Annotated in this window: 15 protein-coding genes; 5 read left to right on the forward strand and 10 right to left on the reverse strand. The window is 34.2% G+C overall.

Annotation, left to right across the window (positions count from 1 at the left end; translation table 11 throughout):
- Nucleotides 1–316 precede the first annotated feature (316 nt).
- On the reverse strand, nt 317–1780 hold the full coding sequence (locus H8R24_RS09690) for an aminoacyl-histidine dipeptidase (protein WP_187018492.1): 1464 nt from the start codon (nt 1778–1780) through the stop codon (nt 317–319).
- Nucleotides 1781–2025: 245 nt separating this feature from the next.
- Here H8R24_RS09690 and H8R24_RS09695 point away from each other — a divergent pair, with 245 nt between their 5' ends.
- The gene (locus H8R24_RS09695) at nt 2026–3090 is read left to right on the forward strand and encodes a DUF3810 domain-containing protein (RefSeq protein WP_187018490.1); all 1065 of its coding nucleotides are present in this window, start codon (nt 2026–2028) and stop codon (nt 3088–3090) included.
- A 99-nt stretch (nt 3091–3189) separates the two neighbouring features.
- Here the strand turns inward: H8R24_RS09695 and H8R24_RS09700 are convergent, their stop codons facing one another.
- Nucleotides 3190–4494, reverse strand: a complete 1305-nt coding sequence (locus H8R24_RS09700; protein WP_187018487.1) for an NAD(P)/FAD-dependent oxidoreductase — start codon at nt 4492–4494, stop codon at nt 3190–3192.
- A 269-nt stretch (nt 4495–4763) separates the two neighbouring features.
- On the opposite strand from H8R24_RS09700, the gene H8R24_RS09705 reads away from it, so the two are divergent.
- Both H8R24_RS09705 and H8R24_RS09710 read left to right on the forward strand, forming a co-directional pair.
- Nucleotides 4764–5258: an RNA polymerase sigma factor gene (locus tag H8R24_RS09705; protein ID WP_187018485.1), complete on the forward strand. Its 495-nt coding sequence runs from the start codon at nt 4764–4766 to the stop codon at nt 5256–5258.
- Between the two features lie 5 nt (nt 5259–5263).
- Entirely contained in the window at nt 5264–5917 is a 654-nt protein-coding gene (locus H8R24_RS09710) for a hypothetical protein (protein WP_187018482.1), read from the forward strand.
- A gap of 43 nt (nt 5918–5960) precedes the next feature.
- On the opposite strand, the gene H8R24_RS09715 is transcribed toward H8R24_RS09710, so the two are convergent.
- On the reverse strand, nt 5961–6770 hold the full coding sequence (locus tag H8R24_RS09715) for a lysophospholipid acyltransferase family protein (protein ID WP_187018480.1): 810 nt from the start codon (nt 6768–6770) through the stop codon (nt 5961–5963).
- A gap of 101 nt (nt 6771–6871) precedes the next feature.
- The gene (locus H8R24_RS09720) at nt 6872–7528 is read right to left on the reverse strand and encodes an NUDIX hydrolase (protein WP_187018477.1); all 657 of its coding nucleotides are present in this window, start codon (nt 7526–7528) and stop codon (nt 6872–6874) included.
- Nucleotides 7529–7623: 95 nt separating this feature from the next.
- Here H8R24_RS09720 and H8R24_RS09725 point away from each other — a divergent pair, with 95 nt between their 5' ends.
- A complete protein-coding gene (locus H8R24_RS09725; protein WP_187018475.1) occupies nt 7624–8058 on the forward strand; it encodes a DUF4268 domain-containing protein in 435 nt (144 codons plus the stop codon).
- A gap of 49 nt (nt 8059–8107) precedes the next feature.
- On the opposite strand, the gene H8R24_RS09730 is transcribed toward H8R24_RS09725, so the two are convergent.
- The 5 genes from H8R24_RS09730 to H8R24_RS09750 all read right to left on the reverse strand — a co-directional run bounded on the left by H8R24_RS09730 (nt 8108) and on the right by H8R24_RS09750 (nt 13072).
- Nucleotides 8108–8518 carry a hypothetical protein gene (locus tag H8R24_RS09730; protein ID WP_187018472.1) on the reverse strand — a complete coding sequence of 137 codons (411 nt, stop codon included), beginning with the start codon at nt 8516–8518 and terminating at the stop codon, nt 8108–8110.
- Nucleotides 8519–8527: 9 nt separating this feature from the next.
- Nucleotides 8528–9472, reverse strand: coding sequence for an NAD(P)H-dependent flavin oxidoreductase (locus tag H8R24_RS09735; RefSeq protein WP_187018469.1), 945 nt, complete (start codon nt 9470–9472; stop codon nt 8528–8530).
- Nucleotides 9473–9487: 15 nt separating this feature from the next.
- Nucleotides 9488–11104: a S8 family peptidase gene (locus H8R24_RS09740; protein ID WP_187018467.1), complete on the reverse strand. Its 1617-nt coding sequence runs from the start codon at nt 11102–11104 to the stop codon at nt 9488–9490.
- 39 nt (nt 11105–11143) lie between these two features.
- A complete protein-coding gene (mnmA, locus tag H8R24_RS09745) occupies nt 11144–12331 on the reverse strand; it encodes a tRNA 2-thiouridine(34) synthase MnmA (protein WP_187018465.1) in 1188 nt (395 codons plus the stop codon).
- Between the two features lie 78 nt (nt 12332–12409).
- Nucleotides 12410–13072: a toxin-antitoxin system YwqK family antitoxin gene (locus H8R24_RS09750; protein ID WP_225876798.1), complete on the reverse strand. Its 663-nt coding sequence runs from the start codon at nt 13070–13072 to the stop codon at nt 12410–12412.
- 436 nt (nt 13073–13508) lie between these two features.
- Between H8R24_RS09750 and H8R24_RS09755 the strand changes: the two genes are divergently transcribed.
- On the forward strand, nt 13509–14468 hold the full coding sequence (locus tag H8R24_RS09755; protein ID WP_187018460.1) for a fasciclin domain-containing protein: 960 nt from the start codon (nt 13509–13511) through the stop codon (nt 14466–14468).
- A 226-nt stretch (nt 14469–14694) separates the two neighbouring features.
- On the opposite strand, the gene yidC is transcribed toward H8R24_RS09755, so the two are convergent.
- Nucleotides 14695–16590 carry a membrane protein insertase YidC gene (gene yidC, locus H8R24_RS09760; protein WP_187018458.1) on the reverse strand — a complete coding sequence of 632 codons (1896 nt, stop codon included), beginning with the start codon at nt 16588–16590 and terminating at the stop codon, nt 14695–14697.
- Nucleotides 16591–16621: the final 31 nt, after the last annotated feature.

A 16621-nucleotide genomic window follows, 5' to 3' on the forward strand; every position in this document is an offset into this window, starting at 1 on the left:
GAAGAAGTTGAATTACTAATCATTGATGGCGATTTTTTAAAATAAAATACCATAACAATCATTATTTACATACATTTACTTAAAACAACTGAATTAACAATTTAAAATATAAACAACTATCATGGCAAAAAGTCAAGACGCTAAAAAAACAGCAAAAAAAGAACCGTTAAAAACGGCTAAAGAGAAGAAAGAAGAAAAGAGAGACAAGAAAAATGCTCCTAAAAGAGACTAATAATTAGTAGTCAGTATTATAAATATAGTGTTCAGTTCCAATTGAAACTGAACTCTATATTTTTTATATACTGAACTCTAAATACTACTTCACTGGAATATTAGCTAAAATTTCAACTAAGAATTTCCAGAATTTTTGAGAGGATGAAATACTTGCTCTTTCATCAGGCGAATGCGCTCCATGAATTGTAGGCCCAAAAGAGATCATATCCATTCCTGGATAATTAGTTCCTAGAATCCCACATTCTAATCCTGCGTGACAAGCAACAACTCGTGGTTTTACACCATTTTGTTTTTCGTAAATTGGTACTAAAACGTCCATTATTTCTGACTCAGAGTTTGGTGTCCATCCCGGATAAGACCCAGAAAGCTCTACTTCGCAACCCATTAGCTCAAAAGCAGAACGCAAACTGTTAGCCAAATCAAATTTAGCCGTTTCTACAGACGAACGCGTTAAACATTGAACCGATAGGTTTCCATCACCTAAAACTACTTTTGCAATATTATTTGAAGTTTCTACTAGATTATCAAAATCAGCACTCATGCTGTACACACCATTATGAGCTGCATACATGGCTCTAACAAAATAGAATTGCGCAATTGAAGGCATTACTTTTACAGGAGCAGCATCTAATTTCTCAAAAACCACTTCTAAGTTAGGCTCCGTTGATTTTAATTCGGTTTTAATATCATTTACAACTTGTTGCATATCAAACACAAAAGCTTCATCATAAACCTCGGCAATAGCAACAGTTGCAACACTCTCTCTAGGAATTGCGTTACGCAAACTACCTCCTTGAATTTGAGAAATTTGTAAACCAAAATTATCAAAACCATCAAATAATAAACGGTTCATAATTTTATTAGCATTTCCCAATCCTTTATGAATATCCATTCCTGAATGGCCTCCTTTTAATCCTTTCACTGTAATTTTATATCCTACTGAAGCCTCTGGAGTTTCCTCTTCATCATATTCAGCTGAAGCGGTAACATCGATACCTCCTGCACAACCAATATCAATTTCATCGTCTTCTTCTGTATCTAAATTCAATAAAATCTGACCTTGAAGAATTCCGCCTTTTAAGTTCAAAGCTCCTGTCATTCCCGTCTCCTCATCGATTGTAAACAAAGCTTCAATTGCAGGATGTGCAATATCAGTACTTTCAAGAATAGCCATTATAGCCGCTACTCCTAAACCATTGTCAGCACCAAGAGTAGTTCCTCTAGCACGTACCCAATCTGCATCAACATACATATCGATTCCTTGTGTATCGAAGTCAAAAATGGTGTCCCCATTTTTTTGGTGTACCATATCTAAATGCCCTTGCATTACAATTGCTTTGCGATTTTCCATTCCTGGAGTCGCTGGCTTACGAATAATCACGTTACGGATGTCATCTTCAAAAGTTTCTAATCCTAAGTTATTCCCAAAGTCTTTCATAAATTCAATTACACGCTCTTCTTTTTTGGAAGGACGAGGAACTGCATTTAGATCGGCAAACTTATTCCAAAGTACTTTTGGTTCTAAATTTCTTATTTCTTGACTCATTTATTATTGTTTGAAGTTTAACATTTTTAAAGTCCAAAGTTACAAAGTTTAAATTCTTTTTCGGTACTAATTGATATTGTAATTATATTTACATTTTATAAACATCAGAAAATAATACTAATAAGAAAAACAGCCACAGATTCACAGATTTGAAATAAATTCCCTCTATTAAATCTGTGAATCTGCGACAAAAAATCATATAGTACATGTATATAACAATCTAATCACTTTTATAAATTCATCTTGTGAAAATTAAACATATTTTACCTTCTTTTTTAATTCTTCAAATATTTTTTTTGAAAGTCATTGCTTTTTATCCGCAATGGATAGAACAAAACTACAGCAACAAACTCTACCCTAGCATTTCGCGATTTTCAAGAACATTTTTTGGAATGATTCCTTTTTCTATTGGAGATTGTATTTATGTTGCGCTTATTTTATTTATTCTAAAATGGTTTTGGGATAAAAGAAAAACATGGAAGTTACAATGGAAGAATAATATTTTGACCGTTCTCAGTTTCTTTTCGGTTCTTTATTTTTTATTTCATACCCTGTGGGCGTTTAATTATTATCGCCAGCCTCTATTTGAAAAAATGCATATCCAAAAAGAATATTCAAAAGCCGACCTTATTGCCTTTACTCAAAAACTAATTACTAAAACCAATACTATTCACGGTCAATTGACACAAAATGATAGCCTAAAAGTTGTATTTCCGTACACCCAAGAAAAGGTTTTTAAAATGAATGTGAGTGGTTATAATAATCTAGCCAAAACACACCCCTATTTTACCTTTACTACCTTGAGCACCAAAAAATCATTAGTGAGCATACCATTGTCCTATATGGGGTTTGGCGGGTATTTGAATCCGTTTACAAATGAAGCTCAAGTAAATTATTTAATTCCAATGTACGGTTTCCCTGCTACAGTAAACCATGAAATGGCACATCAAATGGGTTATGCCAGCGAAAGTGAGTGTAACTTTATAGGTTTTTTGGCATCTGTAAAAAACGATGATTTGTATTTTCAATATTCGGGCTACAGTTTAGCGCTGAATTACTGTTTAGGAACTATTCGAGCAGAAGATGAAAAAACATTTAAGAATATTTTAAAAACCGTTCACCCAGGTATTTTAAAAAATTACCAAGAAAATACCGATTTCTGGAACAAATACCAATCGCCTTTAGAAACGGCTTTTCACCTTTTTTATGATAATTTCTTAAAAATGAATCAGCAAAAAGACGGGATTGACAGTTATAGTAAATTTGTAGATCTAATGATCAATTACTATCGTACCTCGGATAAATTATAATGCGATACTATTCAATAATAGCTCTAAATTAGTCCTGTTTTAAACTATTAATTAAAAAGATTAAACACTGTATAACCGCAACTTTAAAGCCTTAAAAAACTAAACTTCATCACTTGTAAAAGTGGTAAAACTTTTCTTTTTAAACGGTCGAATGATTAAACGCCCTTCGCGATCAAAACGAATGTAATTGTAGACCCAATTTAGGAATACAACCGCTTTGTTCTTGAATCCGATAAGGGAAAACAAATGTACAAACATCCATACAAACCAAGCAAAAACGCCATTGAAATGGTATTTAGGCAAGTCGACAACGGCCTTATTACGACCAATTGTTGCCATTGAACCTTTGTCATTGTACTCAAACGGAATCATTTTCTTTTTCTGGATAAGTTTGATAATATTCTGACCTAGTAGCTCGCCTTGTTGCAGTGCGGGTTGTGCCATCATAGGATGTCCTTGCGGATATGCAGTAGATTCCATTGATGCAATATCTCCTACGGCAAAAATATCGTCATATCCTTTTACTTGACTGAATTCATTTACTCGAATTCGCTCCACACGCTCTACTAATGAGTTGGCATCCAATCCTGCAACAAGAGCACCTTGAACACCTGCGGTCCAGATTACAGTAGCAGTTTCAAAAATCAAATCGGAATTTGTGGTGATGGTGCGCCCGTCATAATTAGTCACACGTACGTTTTTCCAGATTTTCACCCCTAAGCTTTCTAGAAACTTTTCGGCAGCCGCAGATGATTTCTCGCTCATCGTATTTAGGATTCGGTCCCCGCTTTGAATCAGGTTGATCTCCATTTTGGCAATATCAAGATCAGGGTAATCTTTTTGTAGGATTGCTTTTTTCATTTCGGCTAGAGCGCCTGCAAGCTCCACTCCTGTAGGTCCGCCACCAACAAGAACAAAATTGATTAAACTATTTTGCTCTGCTGTATCTGTAGTTAAAACAGCTTGCTCAAAATTCTCCAGAATTAGACTACGGATATTTAAGGATTGTGGTATGGTTTTCATAGCCATACTGTATCGCTTGATGTCTTTATTACCAAAATAATTTGTTTTTGACCCCGTTGCCATCACCAAATAATCATAGCTAAGCTCCCCTATTTCAGTAATTATTTTTTTGTTTTTAGTATCTATCTCTTGAACATTGGTTAATCTAAAATAAAAATTATCATATTCTTGAATTACCTTACGTATCGGATAAGCAATAGACCCCGCTTCTAGACCTCCAGTGGCTACTTGATACAATAAAGGTTGAAAGGTATGATAGTTGTGTTTGTCTAGTAAAACAACTTGAACCTGTTTGTTTTTTAATTCTTTGGCCAAAGCAATTCCTGCAAATCCGCCGCCGATGATTACAATTCTAGGTAAAGTTGAGTTAGGGATATTCATGATACTGTTTTGTTTCGATTGATTTAAAAATCAAATATACAAAGTTTAGTTATTGTTGCTCCTATTTCGCCGGTTAGAAAATGTTGTTTTGAAAAAAAGTATGAATTACCAGCCCTGATTGCAGTGAAAATCCTTGTGGGGCAAGTGTTTTGCCCCACAAGATTGTAACGAAAAGCAGGACAAGACGCAATTGTATTTTAATATATTGTGCTTCAAAATAAAAAAGCTGTAATTTGTAACAAAATCAAGGAGAAGGGTACTAATCAATCATGAGCGAAAATCTAGAACATTCTTTTGTCAAGCAATTGCAAGAAAATCAGAATATAATCCACAAGATTTGTAGGTTGTATACTAATTGCGAGGATTCACATAAGGATTTATTTCAAGAGGTTACCATACAGCTCTGGAAGGCTTTTCCAAAATTTAGAGGCGATAGCAAATTTTCTACTTGGGCTTATCGTGTTGCTCTAAATACTGCTATTACTTTATATAGAAAAAACAAGCGATCCGTGCCTACAGTGGAGTTTGAAGGCAGGCAACATTTTATCAAAGAGATTGATTATAACTACGAGGAAGAGGAGCAAATTAAATTGATGTACAAAGCCGTTTTTCAATTGAATGATATTGAAAAAGCATTGGTTTATATGTATCTAGAAGATAAAGATTACCATGAAATTGCAGAAACCCTGGGGATTAGTGAAGTGAATGCGAGAGTGAAAATGAATAGAATAAAAGGGAAATTAAAAAAAATATTAAATCCTTAACGATTATGAAAGAGCTGGATTTATTAAAAAAAGACTGGAAAAAGAATGAAAATTCTTTTGAACAGATAAGCGAACAAGACATTTATAAAATGATTCATAAAAAATCATCTTCGATTGTGAAGTGGATTTTTATTATAAGTATCATTGAATTTAGTTTGGGGATTGTTTTAAGCGTAGGCCTATCATTTACTAAAATTGAAGAGAATAATACTCGATTTTTTAAGAGTTTAGGAATATACGACTATGTACAAATATTTACCGCCATTATTTATGTAGTGATTGTTTACTTTATAATAAAGTTTTACACGATGTACCGAAAGGTATCTACTACTGATAGCACGAAGTTATTGATGCAAAACATCTTGAAAACTAGAAAAACAGTACACAACTACATCCTCTTTAATTTAGTAACTGTTGCTGTTTTCTTTATTGCGATCCTTAGTTTTGGTATGAAAAGCGCCTTGAGTCATAAAATGCTTGAAGACGGCAAGCATCTGGCTGAAATTTCGAATAGTGTTTATATCGTTTCGTTCTTGGTTATCCTACTAGTAACAGCAGCTGTAATAGGATTGATATGGTTGTTTTACCGCTTAATTTATGGTGTTTTACTCCGACGATTACTGGCTAACTATAAAGAATTAAAGAAAATAGACTTATAAATATCAAAAAAAAAACAGTTCAATTCGAACTATTTTTTTTTATTTAGTACTCCCACTTGCGGAGTTTATTTAATTTTTCTTGTTCTTCAATTTCTTCACAAGGAATTACTTTTAAGAATGAAGAGTGTTGTTCTATGGCATATTCTACTTTTTCGACTATCTCATCAATGCTGTCATTATCATAGTCGATATCTAAAGGTTCTTTAATGATAAAGGATTGTAAAATTCCTTTCTTTTTCATGCGTAGCCCTTTTTTATCGAATGAACGGCGGAATCCATCAATTACAATAGGTACAACAATAGGACGATAGTCCTTAATAATATGCGCCGTTCCTTTACGAACCGGCTTAAAGGACTTAGTAGTTCCTTGCGGAAAAGTGATGACCCAGCCATCCTTTAATGCCATTTTTATATTTTCGGTATCATTAGGATTAACATCTTTTTTCTCCGTAACATCGACTCCTTTTGCACGCCAAGTACGCTCTACCGAGATGGCCCCTGCATACGCCATAATACGTGGCAACAAGCCCGCTGTCATAGTTTCTTTGGCCGCTACATAATAGATATTCATCTTGGGATTCCACAGGTATAAAACATTTTTTATATTGTTTTCACGTCCCTTTAAACTAGCATTAAAGACATGAAACATAGCCACAACATCGGCAAAATAAGTTTGATGATTGGATATAAAAAGCACGTTCGTGTTTGGTAAATTCCTGATAATCTCTGAACCTTCAATCTGTAATTCGTTGAACCCTCTATACCTTCTATGAGTAGCAGCTCCAAAAAAACGAATTAACCATTTTTTTAAGAAAAGGATATGACCAAAAGGATTTCTCTTAAATAATCCCATAAAATTGTACGTTTATTATTTGTTTTGGGTTGCAAACTTACGAAAATTATTTTTGTCTATTTTCAAACTATGCAGTCCATTGTTTCGTTTTTGAATGCTCTTTATTCCTGTATTATCTTAGCACATATCACTGCATTGAGCACATCTTTTAACTCACTCAACATCATTGCTGTAGCGCCCCAGACCACCTTTCCTTCGATATCAAAAGCAGGAACATTGATATTGGTTGCGTAGGATGTAGAAAGCTGAGCGTCAATAATTATTTCGTCATCTAGAAAAACAGATAAGGGCAATTCAATGATTTTAGCCACCTCTGTAGGATCAGGAACAAAACAAAGTTCATTATGACAAATCCCTAAAAAAGGATGGACTATAAAGTTGCTTGGCGGGATATAAATAGGTGTAAATGCCTTTACAATTTGCATCATAGCGGGATCAATACCTACTTCTTCTTGTGTTTCGCGCAAAGCTGTTGTTTCAAAATCCAGATCTTCCTCTTCATATTTTCCACCAGGAAAAGCAATTTGACCTGAATGCACCCCTTCATACGAATTACGGACTATGAGTACCAGATGTGTTTTATTATTTTTAGGATAAAACAACATCATTACCGCCGCTTTTCTAGGGTTTTTATTTTCACCTTTAGTATCTAAACCTTCAATACGTTCCTTGGGCGCCATTTTTAAATGAGCAGCCATAGCAGGAAGTTGTGCATGGGTTAAATAAGGAACATATTCTAAAAATGATTGAAAATCCATTATCAAAGTCTATTTTTGCATTGAAATTATTATATAAATATACTCTAGAAAATACGATTGTACAAGTTTTCTAAAATCAAATTCAGATAAATAAAATGTATAGCAAAGAAGAAACTCAAAAACTAAAAAGAGAATTCTGGGTCACATTCGCAGAGAAATATCCCCGCAAATGGGTTTTATACGACACAAAAATAAAAGACTTTTCGTTTAAGTTCTATGTTGATAATAAAAAGGCACAAGTGCTAATTGATATTGAACACCGCAATGACGAGAAAAGAATTGCTTATTTTGAAAAATTAGAAGCGTTAAAAAACATTCTCGAAGAGGAATTCATTAAAGACCTAGTTTTTGAAAAAGAATACGTCTTAGAAAACGGAAAAACCATTAGCCGGATCTGGGTAGAAAAACTAGGTGTTGGCGTAAGCAACAGAAACAATTGGGACGCTATTTTTGATTTTTATAATGATAAAATGCACGCTCTAGAGCTTTTTTACCTAGAATATGACGAATTCATCAAGGACGTAGAATAATTTACAAAGCATAAAAAAAGTCGCAAATTGCGACTTTTTTTATACCTTATTAAATGTTAAAAATATTATAGACAATAATCCTATTGTCATAATTAATATACAACTGCTTTCTATTGTCTTGCTTTTTTCTAGTAATGATAGACAATGTACAATCTTCTCCATTATTGTCCTTACAGGTGAATGAATAGACTAGATCTGTTTCATTTTCAGAAACAGGCTGATACTCCACTATTTCAAACAATTGAATCACTTCTGAATAAATTACAAATCGGCTTTTGTTAGTATCTAATGAAACTAATATGTTCACCAAATTCAAATCAGACCAATTTCCCCATTTTCCTCTTTCGTTTTTTTGCAAAACACTAAAACCAGATGTTTTAAACTTATACGTCTGACCGTACGATTGCTGTATCCCAAAACCGATAAAAAGCAATATTATGTAAAATTTTATTTTATTCATTTTCTACAATTAAAAGTCAAAATGCTGTACCTCTTTTTGGGCAGTTGCTAAGTCGTTCATCATTTCGACAATAATCGCTTCTGCTGGTATAATTTCGTTTATCAGTCCGGCTATTTGTCCAATCTCTAGTTCTCCTTCGACTAAATCTCCTTCAAACATACCACGCTTTGCACGCGCTCTACCAAGTAAATCAATTAATTCCTCTTTAGTTGGACATTTTTCATATAGGCTTTGTACGTCATTGTAAAATTTATTTTTTATCAATCGCACAGGTGCTAGCTCTTTCAAAGTCAACTGCGTTCCACCTTCCTTAACTTCTATAATTGTTTGCTTAAAATTATCATGAGCCGATGATTCTGTCGAAGCAGCAAACCTGCTTCCTACTTGCACTCCATCCGCACCAAGAACCATAACTGCTAGCATTCCACGACCAGTCCCAATTCCTCCAGCTGCTATCACAGGTATTGTAACTTTCTCTTTTACAATTGGAATCAAGGTCAAAGTAGTTGTTTCATCTCTACCGTTATGTCCTCCAGCTTCAAAGCCTTCGACAACAACAGCATCAACTCCAGCCTCTTGCGCTTTTAAAGCAAATGCCAAACTACTCACAACATGTACAACTGTTATTCCTTTTTCTTTTAAAAACGAAGTCCAAGTTTTAGGATTTCCTGCCGATGTAAAGACGATTTTTACGTCTTCTTCGACAATTATTTTCATTATTTCTTCAATATTAGGATACAGCATCGGAACATTCACGCCAAAAGGCTTTGCTGTTTCTTGCTTGCATTTCTGGATGTGCTCACGCAAAACCTCTGGATACATTGAGCCTGCTCCTATTAATCCTAACCCGCCTGCATTGCTTACTGCACTGGCTAATTTGTGACCACTCACCCATATCATTCCTCCTTGAATTATGGGATATTTAATCTTAAAAAGCTGTGTTATCTTATTCATTGATTCAAGTGAGTTTTACTGTTTAATGACTTTTCCGCTTTTTGAAAAAGTATCCGATTCAATTTTATAAATATAAGTTCCATTAGTCAAACCTAATAAAGATACAGAATCTGTTTGACCTGAAATTTCTTGTTCTAATACTTTTTGACCTAAGAAAGAATAGATAATAACCTTTCCATTAGAAATACTTTCGGGAAAAGTAAACGAAACGTAATCAAATGTAGGGTTAGGATATGTTATCAATTTCGAAAAATTAAAATCATCTACGCCTAATGAACCAGCATTTAATGCCGTACTAAAATTTGGAATTCCATATCCATATTGAGCCGAAGGTGACGTATATCTATCTGCCGATTTAACGACTAAATCTCTAATTTGTTTGTTTGTTTTTTGAGGAAACGCTTGCCAAAAACTAGCAATCATCCCGGCCATTATAGGGCCAGAAAAAGACGTTCCATCAGCTGTTGAGATATTTCCTGAGGGATCAGACACCACTGCCGAAACTCCTTGAGCCATGAGATCTGGTTTGATTCTTCCATCATAAGAAGGTCCAATGGAGCTAAATGACGCTTTGATTTTGGTTGCAGAGACTGCTCCTATTGCCAATACAGATACGGCATCGGCAGGCACTGCAACATGCGGATTTGATGTCGTTCCCTCATTCCCTGCCGAAGCTACCACAATCATTCCTCGACTAAAGGCAATTTCGGCTCCTCTTGACATAAACGCAGTAACGCCATTTAATTCACTATAAGTATGATTATAATTAGTATTATCATATTCAAAGTACCCTAATGAGGTATTGATCACATCCACTCCAAGACTATCGGCCTTTTCTGCCGCCTCTACCCATAATGATTCTTCGATAGGGTTTTCAGAATTTGCGTCTTCTGTAATAAACAAATAATAAGAAGCATCTGGCGCTGTACCTACCAAGGCGTTTTCCTGATATCCTCCCATAGTCGATAAAACTAATGTTCCATGAGAATCCCCTGTATAGAAGTTATCATTACGACTAACATAATCGTAACCGCCTAAAATCTGGTTATTATCTCTCAATCTTTTGAATGGCAAAGCTGTATTTACCCCGGGAAAACCGGCATCCATTACTGCTATTATTTTACCTGTTCCTGTATAATTTTGTTCATGCAAAACATGGCCGTTCAGCATCTTAATTTGATTTTCTGATGTACCGTAAGCGTATGCAACCTTCGTCTCACTGATTGTGTTCTGACTCGTGTTTTTAGCACCAACAGCCACCTTACCCGTTTGATTCAGGGCTTTGTTAGCAAAATCAACTTTATTTACAAAACTGAAATTTTTCAATGAATTAATTACCGCTTGAGTACCGCGAACATGGATTGCGTTAAGCCATTTCGATTTGGCTTTAACCGTTAATCCTGCCACTAATTTAATTTGATTGATATAAGCTACATCAATAGGAACGTCTTTTAAATCTAAAGCAATACTTTGTCGCACTCTTCTATCAATTGACCTTTGTGACAACATCAATAGTGGCGTATCATAATAAGGCTGCGCGTTTGTTTTGGTATTAAAATACACCCAAGCATCTTCTTGCGCAAATCCTATGGTGCTTAGAAACATAAAGAAGAATAAAAAGCCCTTTTTCATAGTTTACTTTTAGATTAAAAGAATAATTACAGTAGCAAGTTAGGAAATAACTCCCGAACCTACTAATTCATCCCCAATATACCAAGCTGCAAATTGACCTTCAGTAATTGCAGATTGTAGCTCATCAAATACAATATACATACCGCTTTCTGATTGATGCAAGATTGCTTTTTGCAACGGTTGTCTATAGCGAATTCTTGCCATTACTTCCATTGTTTCCCCATTGGCCAAAGCCATATCGGTACGAATCCAATGCACTTCAGACTTGTCAATAAACAATCCTTTTCTAAATAATCCTGGGTGTTGGCTACTTAAACCTGTGTATATAGTGTTTGTTTCCACATTTGTTGCAATAATAAACAAAGGATCGGTAGTTCCACCTACATTTAAGCCTTTACGCTGCCCAATTGTAAAATAGTGTGCTCCTTGATGTTTACCCACCACTTTTCCCATTGCCGGCGTATACTCGATTTTGCGGGCTACTGCTGCTAACTGTTCTTCTGCCGTTGACTCCTCCTGTGTCACTGAGGTATAAACAGGATCATTTTTATCTATTTGAATAATTACACCTTCTTTTGGTTGTAATTTTTGTTGCAAAAATTCTGGCAAACGCACTTTACCAATAAAACACAAACCTTGTGAATCTTTCTTCTCTGCAGTTACTAATTCCATTTCAGCCGCTATTGCACGAACTTCTGGCTTATTTAATTCTCCTATTGGAAACAAAGACTTCGCTAGTTGTTCTTGAGACAACTGGCAAAGAAAATAAGACTGATCCTTATTATTATCAGCTCCTGCAAGCAATTGATATACGGGTTGACCAGCTACTTCTATTTCGCTTTTTTTACAATAATGTCCTGTAGCCACATAATCGGCACCAAGGCTTAATGCAATTTTCATAAAGACATCAAATTTAATCTCACGATTGCATAAAACATCTGGATTAGGTGTACGGCCTTTTTCATATTCACGGAACATATAATCAACGATTTTCTCTTGATATTGTTCACTTAAATCTACTGTTTGAAAAGGGATTCCTAATTTTTCGGCTACTAATAAGGCATCATTACTATCTTCTAGCCATGGGCATTCATTTGAAATAGTAACCGAGTCATCGTGCCAATTTTTCATAAAAAGACCAATCACTTCAAATCCTTGTTTTTGCAATAAATAAGCTGCAACGCTTGAATCTACACCACCTGAAAGTCCTACTACAACACGTTTCATTTCGAAAATCTTTATTAATTTTATAAGTCTGCAAAGTTACAAAGTTTTATTGCAGTATGAGTTCTAACAGCCGTTTAATTACCTCTTCGCTTTAATAACGCCTTGCTGCAAACTCATATTTATCTCTTTGGAAAGCTTCCCTTTTTCGAAAAATTGCCACATTCCAGCTTTTTTACCGTTTACAAACTGTCCTTTTGAAACAATGCTTCCGTCGGGATCTCTAAAAATTGCTAAACCATTGTACTCATTATTTTTATACATGGATTCTTCGAGCACAATTCCGTTTTCTGAGTATTTTTTATAAATCCCCTCTTTTAAATTCTTAACATAAGTTGCTTCTTCTGCCAATTTTCCACTTAAATAAAAAACAGTACGAACTCCTTCTAGCTTTCCGTTTTTATAATTTTCGGTAGTCATCACTTTATCCGATTCTTGATGATAATATTTCCAAGGACCTTCATTTAATTTATTTACCGACTTCCCTTCACTGACTTTATTATTTTTTTGATCATAAAAAATAGTGTATGCTCCTGAATCAACAGCATTGAACTCACGGGTTGCAATAACAGAACCAGCCTTAGTATCATCAAAATATTTAAAAACACCTATCTCTTTTCCATGAACAAAACTACCTTCATATCGAGCTCTTTTTGACTCAGGATAAATGCCCTTCCAAATTCCATGCTTCTTACCATTCGAATCTAAAGCATTTGTAAAAGACTGCGCCGATACTGCCTGCATAAACAAAATGAAGAAAAATACTTTACAAAAACAAAACTTATGATTTGCCATTAGTGATAAAAATTATAATTAAAATACAAACTGCGTTAAAGAAACAAATTTACATTTAAATCCATAAAAAAGGATTCAAATACTAAAACTCTTTTTAATTCACAAAAACACGGCCAACATAAATTAAAACACTGTTGTGCTCAAAAAAAAACACAAAATACGTAATATTGTTTAACTTTTTTAAAAAAAATAATCAACAACAATAATGGCTTAAAGCACCATAAAACACACTAATAACCGCATTATCAATAATATAAAAAAGAATCAAAAACAATTAAACAATTTACAATAAAATACTAAAGTTTTAATTTTGTTTATTATTAATCATAAAAAGATAAACAAAATAAAATTTTCTAAGTTTGTTTCAACATTAAACTTAACAATTATGAAAAATCTATTTAAATTACAAAATTTAACTATCGTTTTTACGCTTTTAGTTTTTTTAACCTCATGCAACAGCGATGACAACTCTATGACTGATAACACGATTACAGGACTTGCATCTAAAACCGACAATCTAAGCATTTTGGTACAAGCGTTACAAAAAGCTGAACTTACAACTACTCTACAAGCCAGTGGATCTTACACCGTTTTTGCCCCAACAAATGACGCCTTTACCGCTTTCCTAGCTACAACACCTTACAAAACTGTAAATGAAGTACCAAAAGAAGCATTAAAAGAAATACTATTAAACCACGTAATTGCAACAAAATTAGTAGCCACGGACTTAAAAGAAGGTTACATTAAAACACTAGCCAAGGGAACAGCTTCAACAACTAATACATTGAGCATGTATGTCAACATAAGTAATGGCGTTAAACTAAACGGCGTTGCAACTGTAACCACACCAAACATTATGGCTTCTAACGGCGTCATTCATCTAGTTGATAAAGTTATTGGACTCCCTACTGTAGTGACTCATGCAACCGCAAATCCTAATTTCACTTCACTCGTGGGAGCACTTACCAAAGCGAACCAACCTGATTTTGTATCTATTTTATCTGGAACAGGACCATTTACAGTCTTTGCTCCTACTAACGCCGCTTTTACAGCTTTGAACATTGAACTAGCTCCGGGCGGAATTGCAAGTGTCTCTGATGCTAATTTAACTAAAGTACTACAATACCATGTTATAAGTCCTGCTAATGTGCTGGCTGCAAGCTTAACCGAAGGGCAAAGCGTTACTCCAATCCTTACTCCAGCACAAAAATTTACCATAAATTTGACTGGCGGAGCAAAGATCAAAGATGCGAACAATAGAATATCTAGTATCATTATAACTGATGTACAATGTTCAAACGGAGTAATCCACGCTATTGACAAAGTACTTCTTCCTGTTTTCTAATAAACATAAAAATTAAAAAGGCTCCTTATTTGACAATAAGGAGCCTTTTTTACACTACTGCACTAATAGCGTTGACTCATTAAAAGCAGAGATTTAAATATCAAAACAACTTAATAAACAGCAACTTACATTACCAAAAATACCACACTTGAGATAAATAAAATGCCCCAAAAAAGTGGTTTACTCTTCTGGGGCATTATTTTATTAAACAAGCTTTATTAAAAAACTATTTCTTTTTCTGTTCTGCTTTTAGAGCTTCTTGTTGCTCCATTACCTCTTGCAGTTTTCTTTGAAACTTACCTTGCTTTTTCGGCTCTTTCAATTTATTTTCTTGAATTTGAGCATGAATTTTATCGCTATCAATAATGTAATTCTTAATCACAAGCATGATTCCTATTGTAATCGAGTTAGAGATAAAGTAATACAAACTTAAACCAGCAGCATAATTATTAAAGAAAAGCAACATCATCAATGGAGATACATAAATCATGATTTTCATCATTTTTGCCATATCCGGCATACCTTCTTGCTGTGGAGCTGCCATTTGTTGATCTCCAGTTGTCATTTTCATATAAAAGAAAATGGCTATCGATGCTAAGATTGGAAACAAACTGATATGATTACCGTATGCTGGAATACTAAAAGGCAATTGATAAACTGAATCATAAGATGATAAATCATCTGCCCATAAAAATCCTTTTTGTCGTAAACTTATCGCCGAAGGGAAAAATTGAAACAAGGCATAGAATACTGGCATTTGCAATAAACCCGGAACACAACCCGCCATTGGGTTTACTCCTGCTTTATTGTATAATTTCATTGTTTCTTGCTGTTTTTTCATCGGGTCTTTTTTGAATTTTTCACCCAACTCAGCAATCTCAGGCCTCAAAACTTTCATTTTTGCTTGTGACAAAAATGACTTATAAGTAATAGGAGACATTACTAATTTAATTAAGATTGTAAACAATACAATTGCCCAACCTTGAGAAATAAACATGGACAAAAATCCGAACATTGGAATAAAAGCATGACGGTTGATCCAACCGAAAATCCCCCAACCTAAGGCTACAATATCCTCTAAGTTTCTGTCGTATGATTTCAATAACTTATAATCCGTAGGACCATAATACCAGTTCATTTTTTGATCAATCTCCCCATTTTTAAATGCCAATGGAACAATTGCTTTAAATTGTTTTGTATACGTTGTGTCTTTATTATCGCCTCCAACTAAATTATTCGAATACAATTCTGCTTTCGCAAAAGGAGTACTTGTCAATAAAATAGATGAAAAGAAATGTTGTTTGTATGCGATATAAGAAACACCTTCAACATTTTCTGTTTTATCTTTCCCAGAACCCATATAATCACTCTTCCCATCTTCATGCTCATAGTACATTTCAGAATAACGGTTTTCAGTAGTGATACTTTTTTCATTAGTATAGCCTTTTAAAGCCCATTCTAAATTCAAAGGTTTTGACGTATTCAATACCGTACTCAATCCTTGCGATTTAATATCAAAGTCAAGCATATAATCATCTGCTTTCAACACATATTTATATTCTAAATATTGATTATCAGCCGATTTTAAACGCATACTTAAAACTTGATCTGCACCATTTTTTGTTAAAGTAGGCTCAAAATATAAATCTTTAGTATTTAAAGTATGATTATCACTTGTAAACAACTGAATATTTAAATTGGCATTGTTGTCTTTGATCAATTTAACCAATTCTCCAGAACCTTTATTAAACTTATCGTAGTTTTTTAAAGTTGCTTCGACAATATAACCTCCTTTATTAGCAATTTTTAAAACTACTAATTTATTTTCAATAGTAGTAAAAGCCTCTTTCGCTGATGGTAATGCGGCAGAATAAGCAAAACTCCCTAAAGACTTTTGCAAATTTGCCATTTGCAATGTATCACTAACCGCTACAGGAGCTGTAACTGCATTCGCAGCAACAGCCTTAGCTTCTGCTGTTTCTTTTACAACTAATTCTTTTTTGGCTTTCTCGGCAGCAATCTCTTTCTCAGACGGCTTATTGTTATACATGATCCAAATTAATAGCCCAAATATCAAAATAAAACCAATTATCGAATTGGGGTCAAATTTTTTTTCTTCCATTATGTTTTTTTGTTCAAAGTTTAATGTTTTG

Origin of the sequence: Flavobacterium muglaense, assembly GCF_014305155.1 — a bacterium.
In the GTDB taxonomy this organism is placed as follows: domain Bacteria; phylum Bacteroidota; class Bacteroidia; order Flavobacteriales; family Flavobacteriaceae; genus Flavobacterium; species Flavobacterium muglaense.

Coding starts and splice junctions, on each gene's coding strand:
- H8R24_RS09690 (WP_187018492.1), bottom strand. CDS start 1,780: ATGAGTCAAGAAATAAGAAATTTAGAACCAAAAGTACTTTGGAATAAG.
- H8R24_RS09700 (WP_187018487.1), bottom strand. CDS start 4,494: ATGAATATCCCTAACTCAACTTTACCTAGAATTGTAATCATCGGCGGC.
- H8R24_RS09705 (WP_187018485.1), top strand. CDS start 4,764: ATGAGCGAAAATCTAGAACATTCTTTTGTCAAGCAATTGCAAGAAAAT.
- H8R24_RS09710 (WP_187018482.1), top strand. CDS start 5,264: ATGAAAGAGCTGGATTTATTAAAAAAAGACTGGAAAAAGAATGAAAAT.
- H8R24_RS09715 (WP_187018480.1), bottom strand. CDS start 6,770: ATGGGATTATTTAAGAGAAATCCTTTTGGTCATATCCTTTTCTTAAAA.
- H8R24_RS09720 (WP_187018477.1), bottom strand. CDS start 7,528: ATGGATTTTCAATCATTTTTAGAATATGTTCCTTATTTAACCCATGCA.
- H8R24_RS09725 (WP_187018475.1), top strand. CDS start 7,624: ATGTATAGCAAAGAAGAAACTCAAAAACTAAAAAGAGAATTCTGGGTC.
- H8R24_RS09730 (WP_187018472.1), bottom strand. CDS start 8,518: ATGAATAAAATAAAATTTTACATAATATTGCTTTTTATCGGTTTTGGG.
- H8R24_RS09735 (WP_187018469.1), bottom strand. CDS start 9,472: ATGAATAAGATAACACAGCTTTTTAAGATTAAATATCCCATAATTCAA.
- H8R24_RS09740 (WP_187018467.1), bottom strand. CDS start 11,104: ATGAAAAAGGGCTTTTTATTCTTCTTTATGTTTCTAAGCACCATAGGA.
- mnmA (WP_187018465.1), bottom strand. CDS start 12,331: ATGAAACGTGTTGTAGTAGGACTTTCAGGTGGTGTAGATTCAAGCGTT.
- H8R24_RS09750 (WP_225876798.1), bottom strand. CDS start 13,072: ATGCAGGCAGTATCGGCGCAGTCTTTTACAAATGCTTTAGATTCGAAT.
- H8R24_RS09755 (WP_187018460.1), top strand. CDS start 13,509: ATGAAAAATCTATTTAAATTACAAAATTTAACTATCGTTTTTACGCTT.
- yidC (WP_187018458.1), bottom strand. CDS start 16,590: ATGGAAGAAAAAAAATTTGACCCCAATTCGATAATTGGTTTTATTTTG.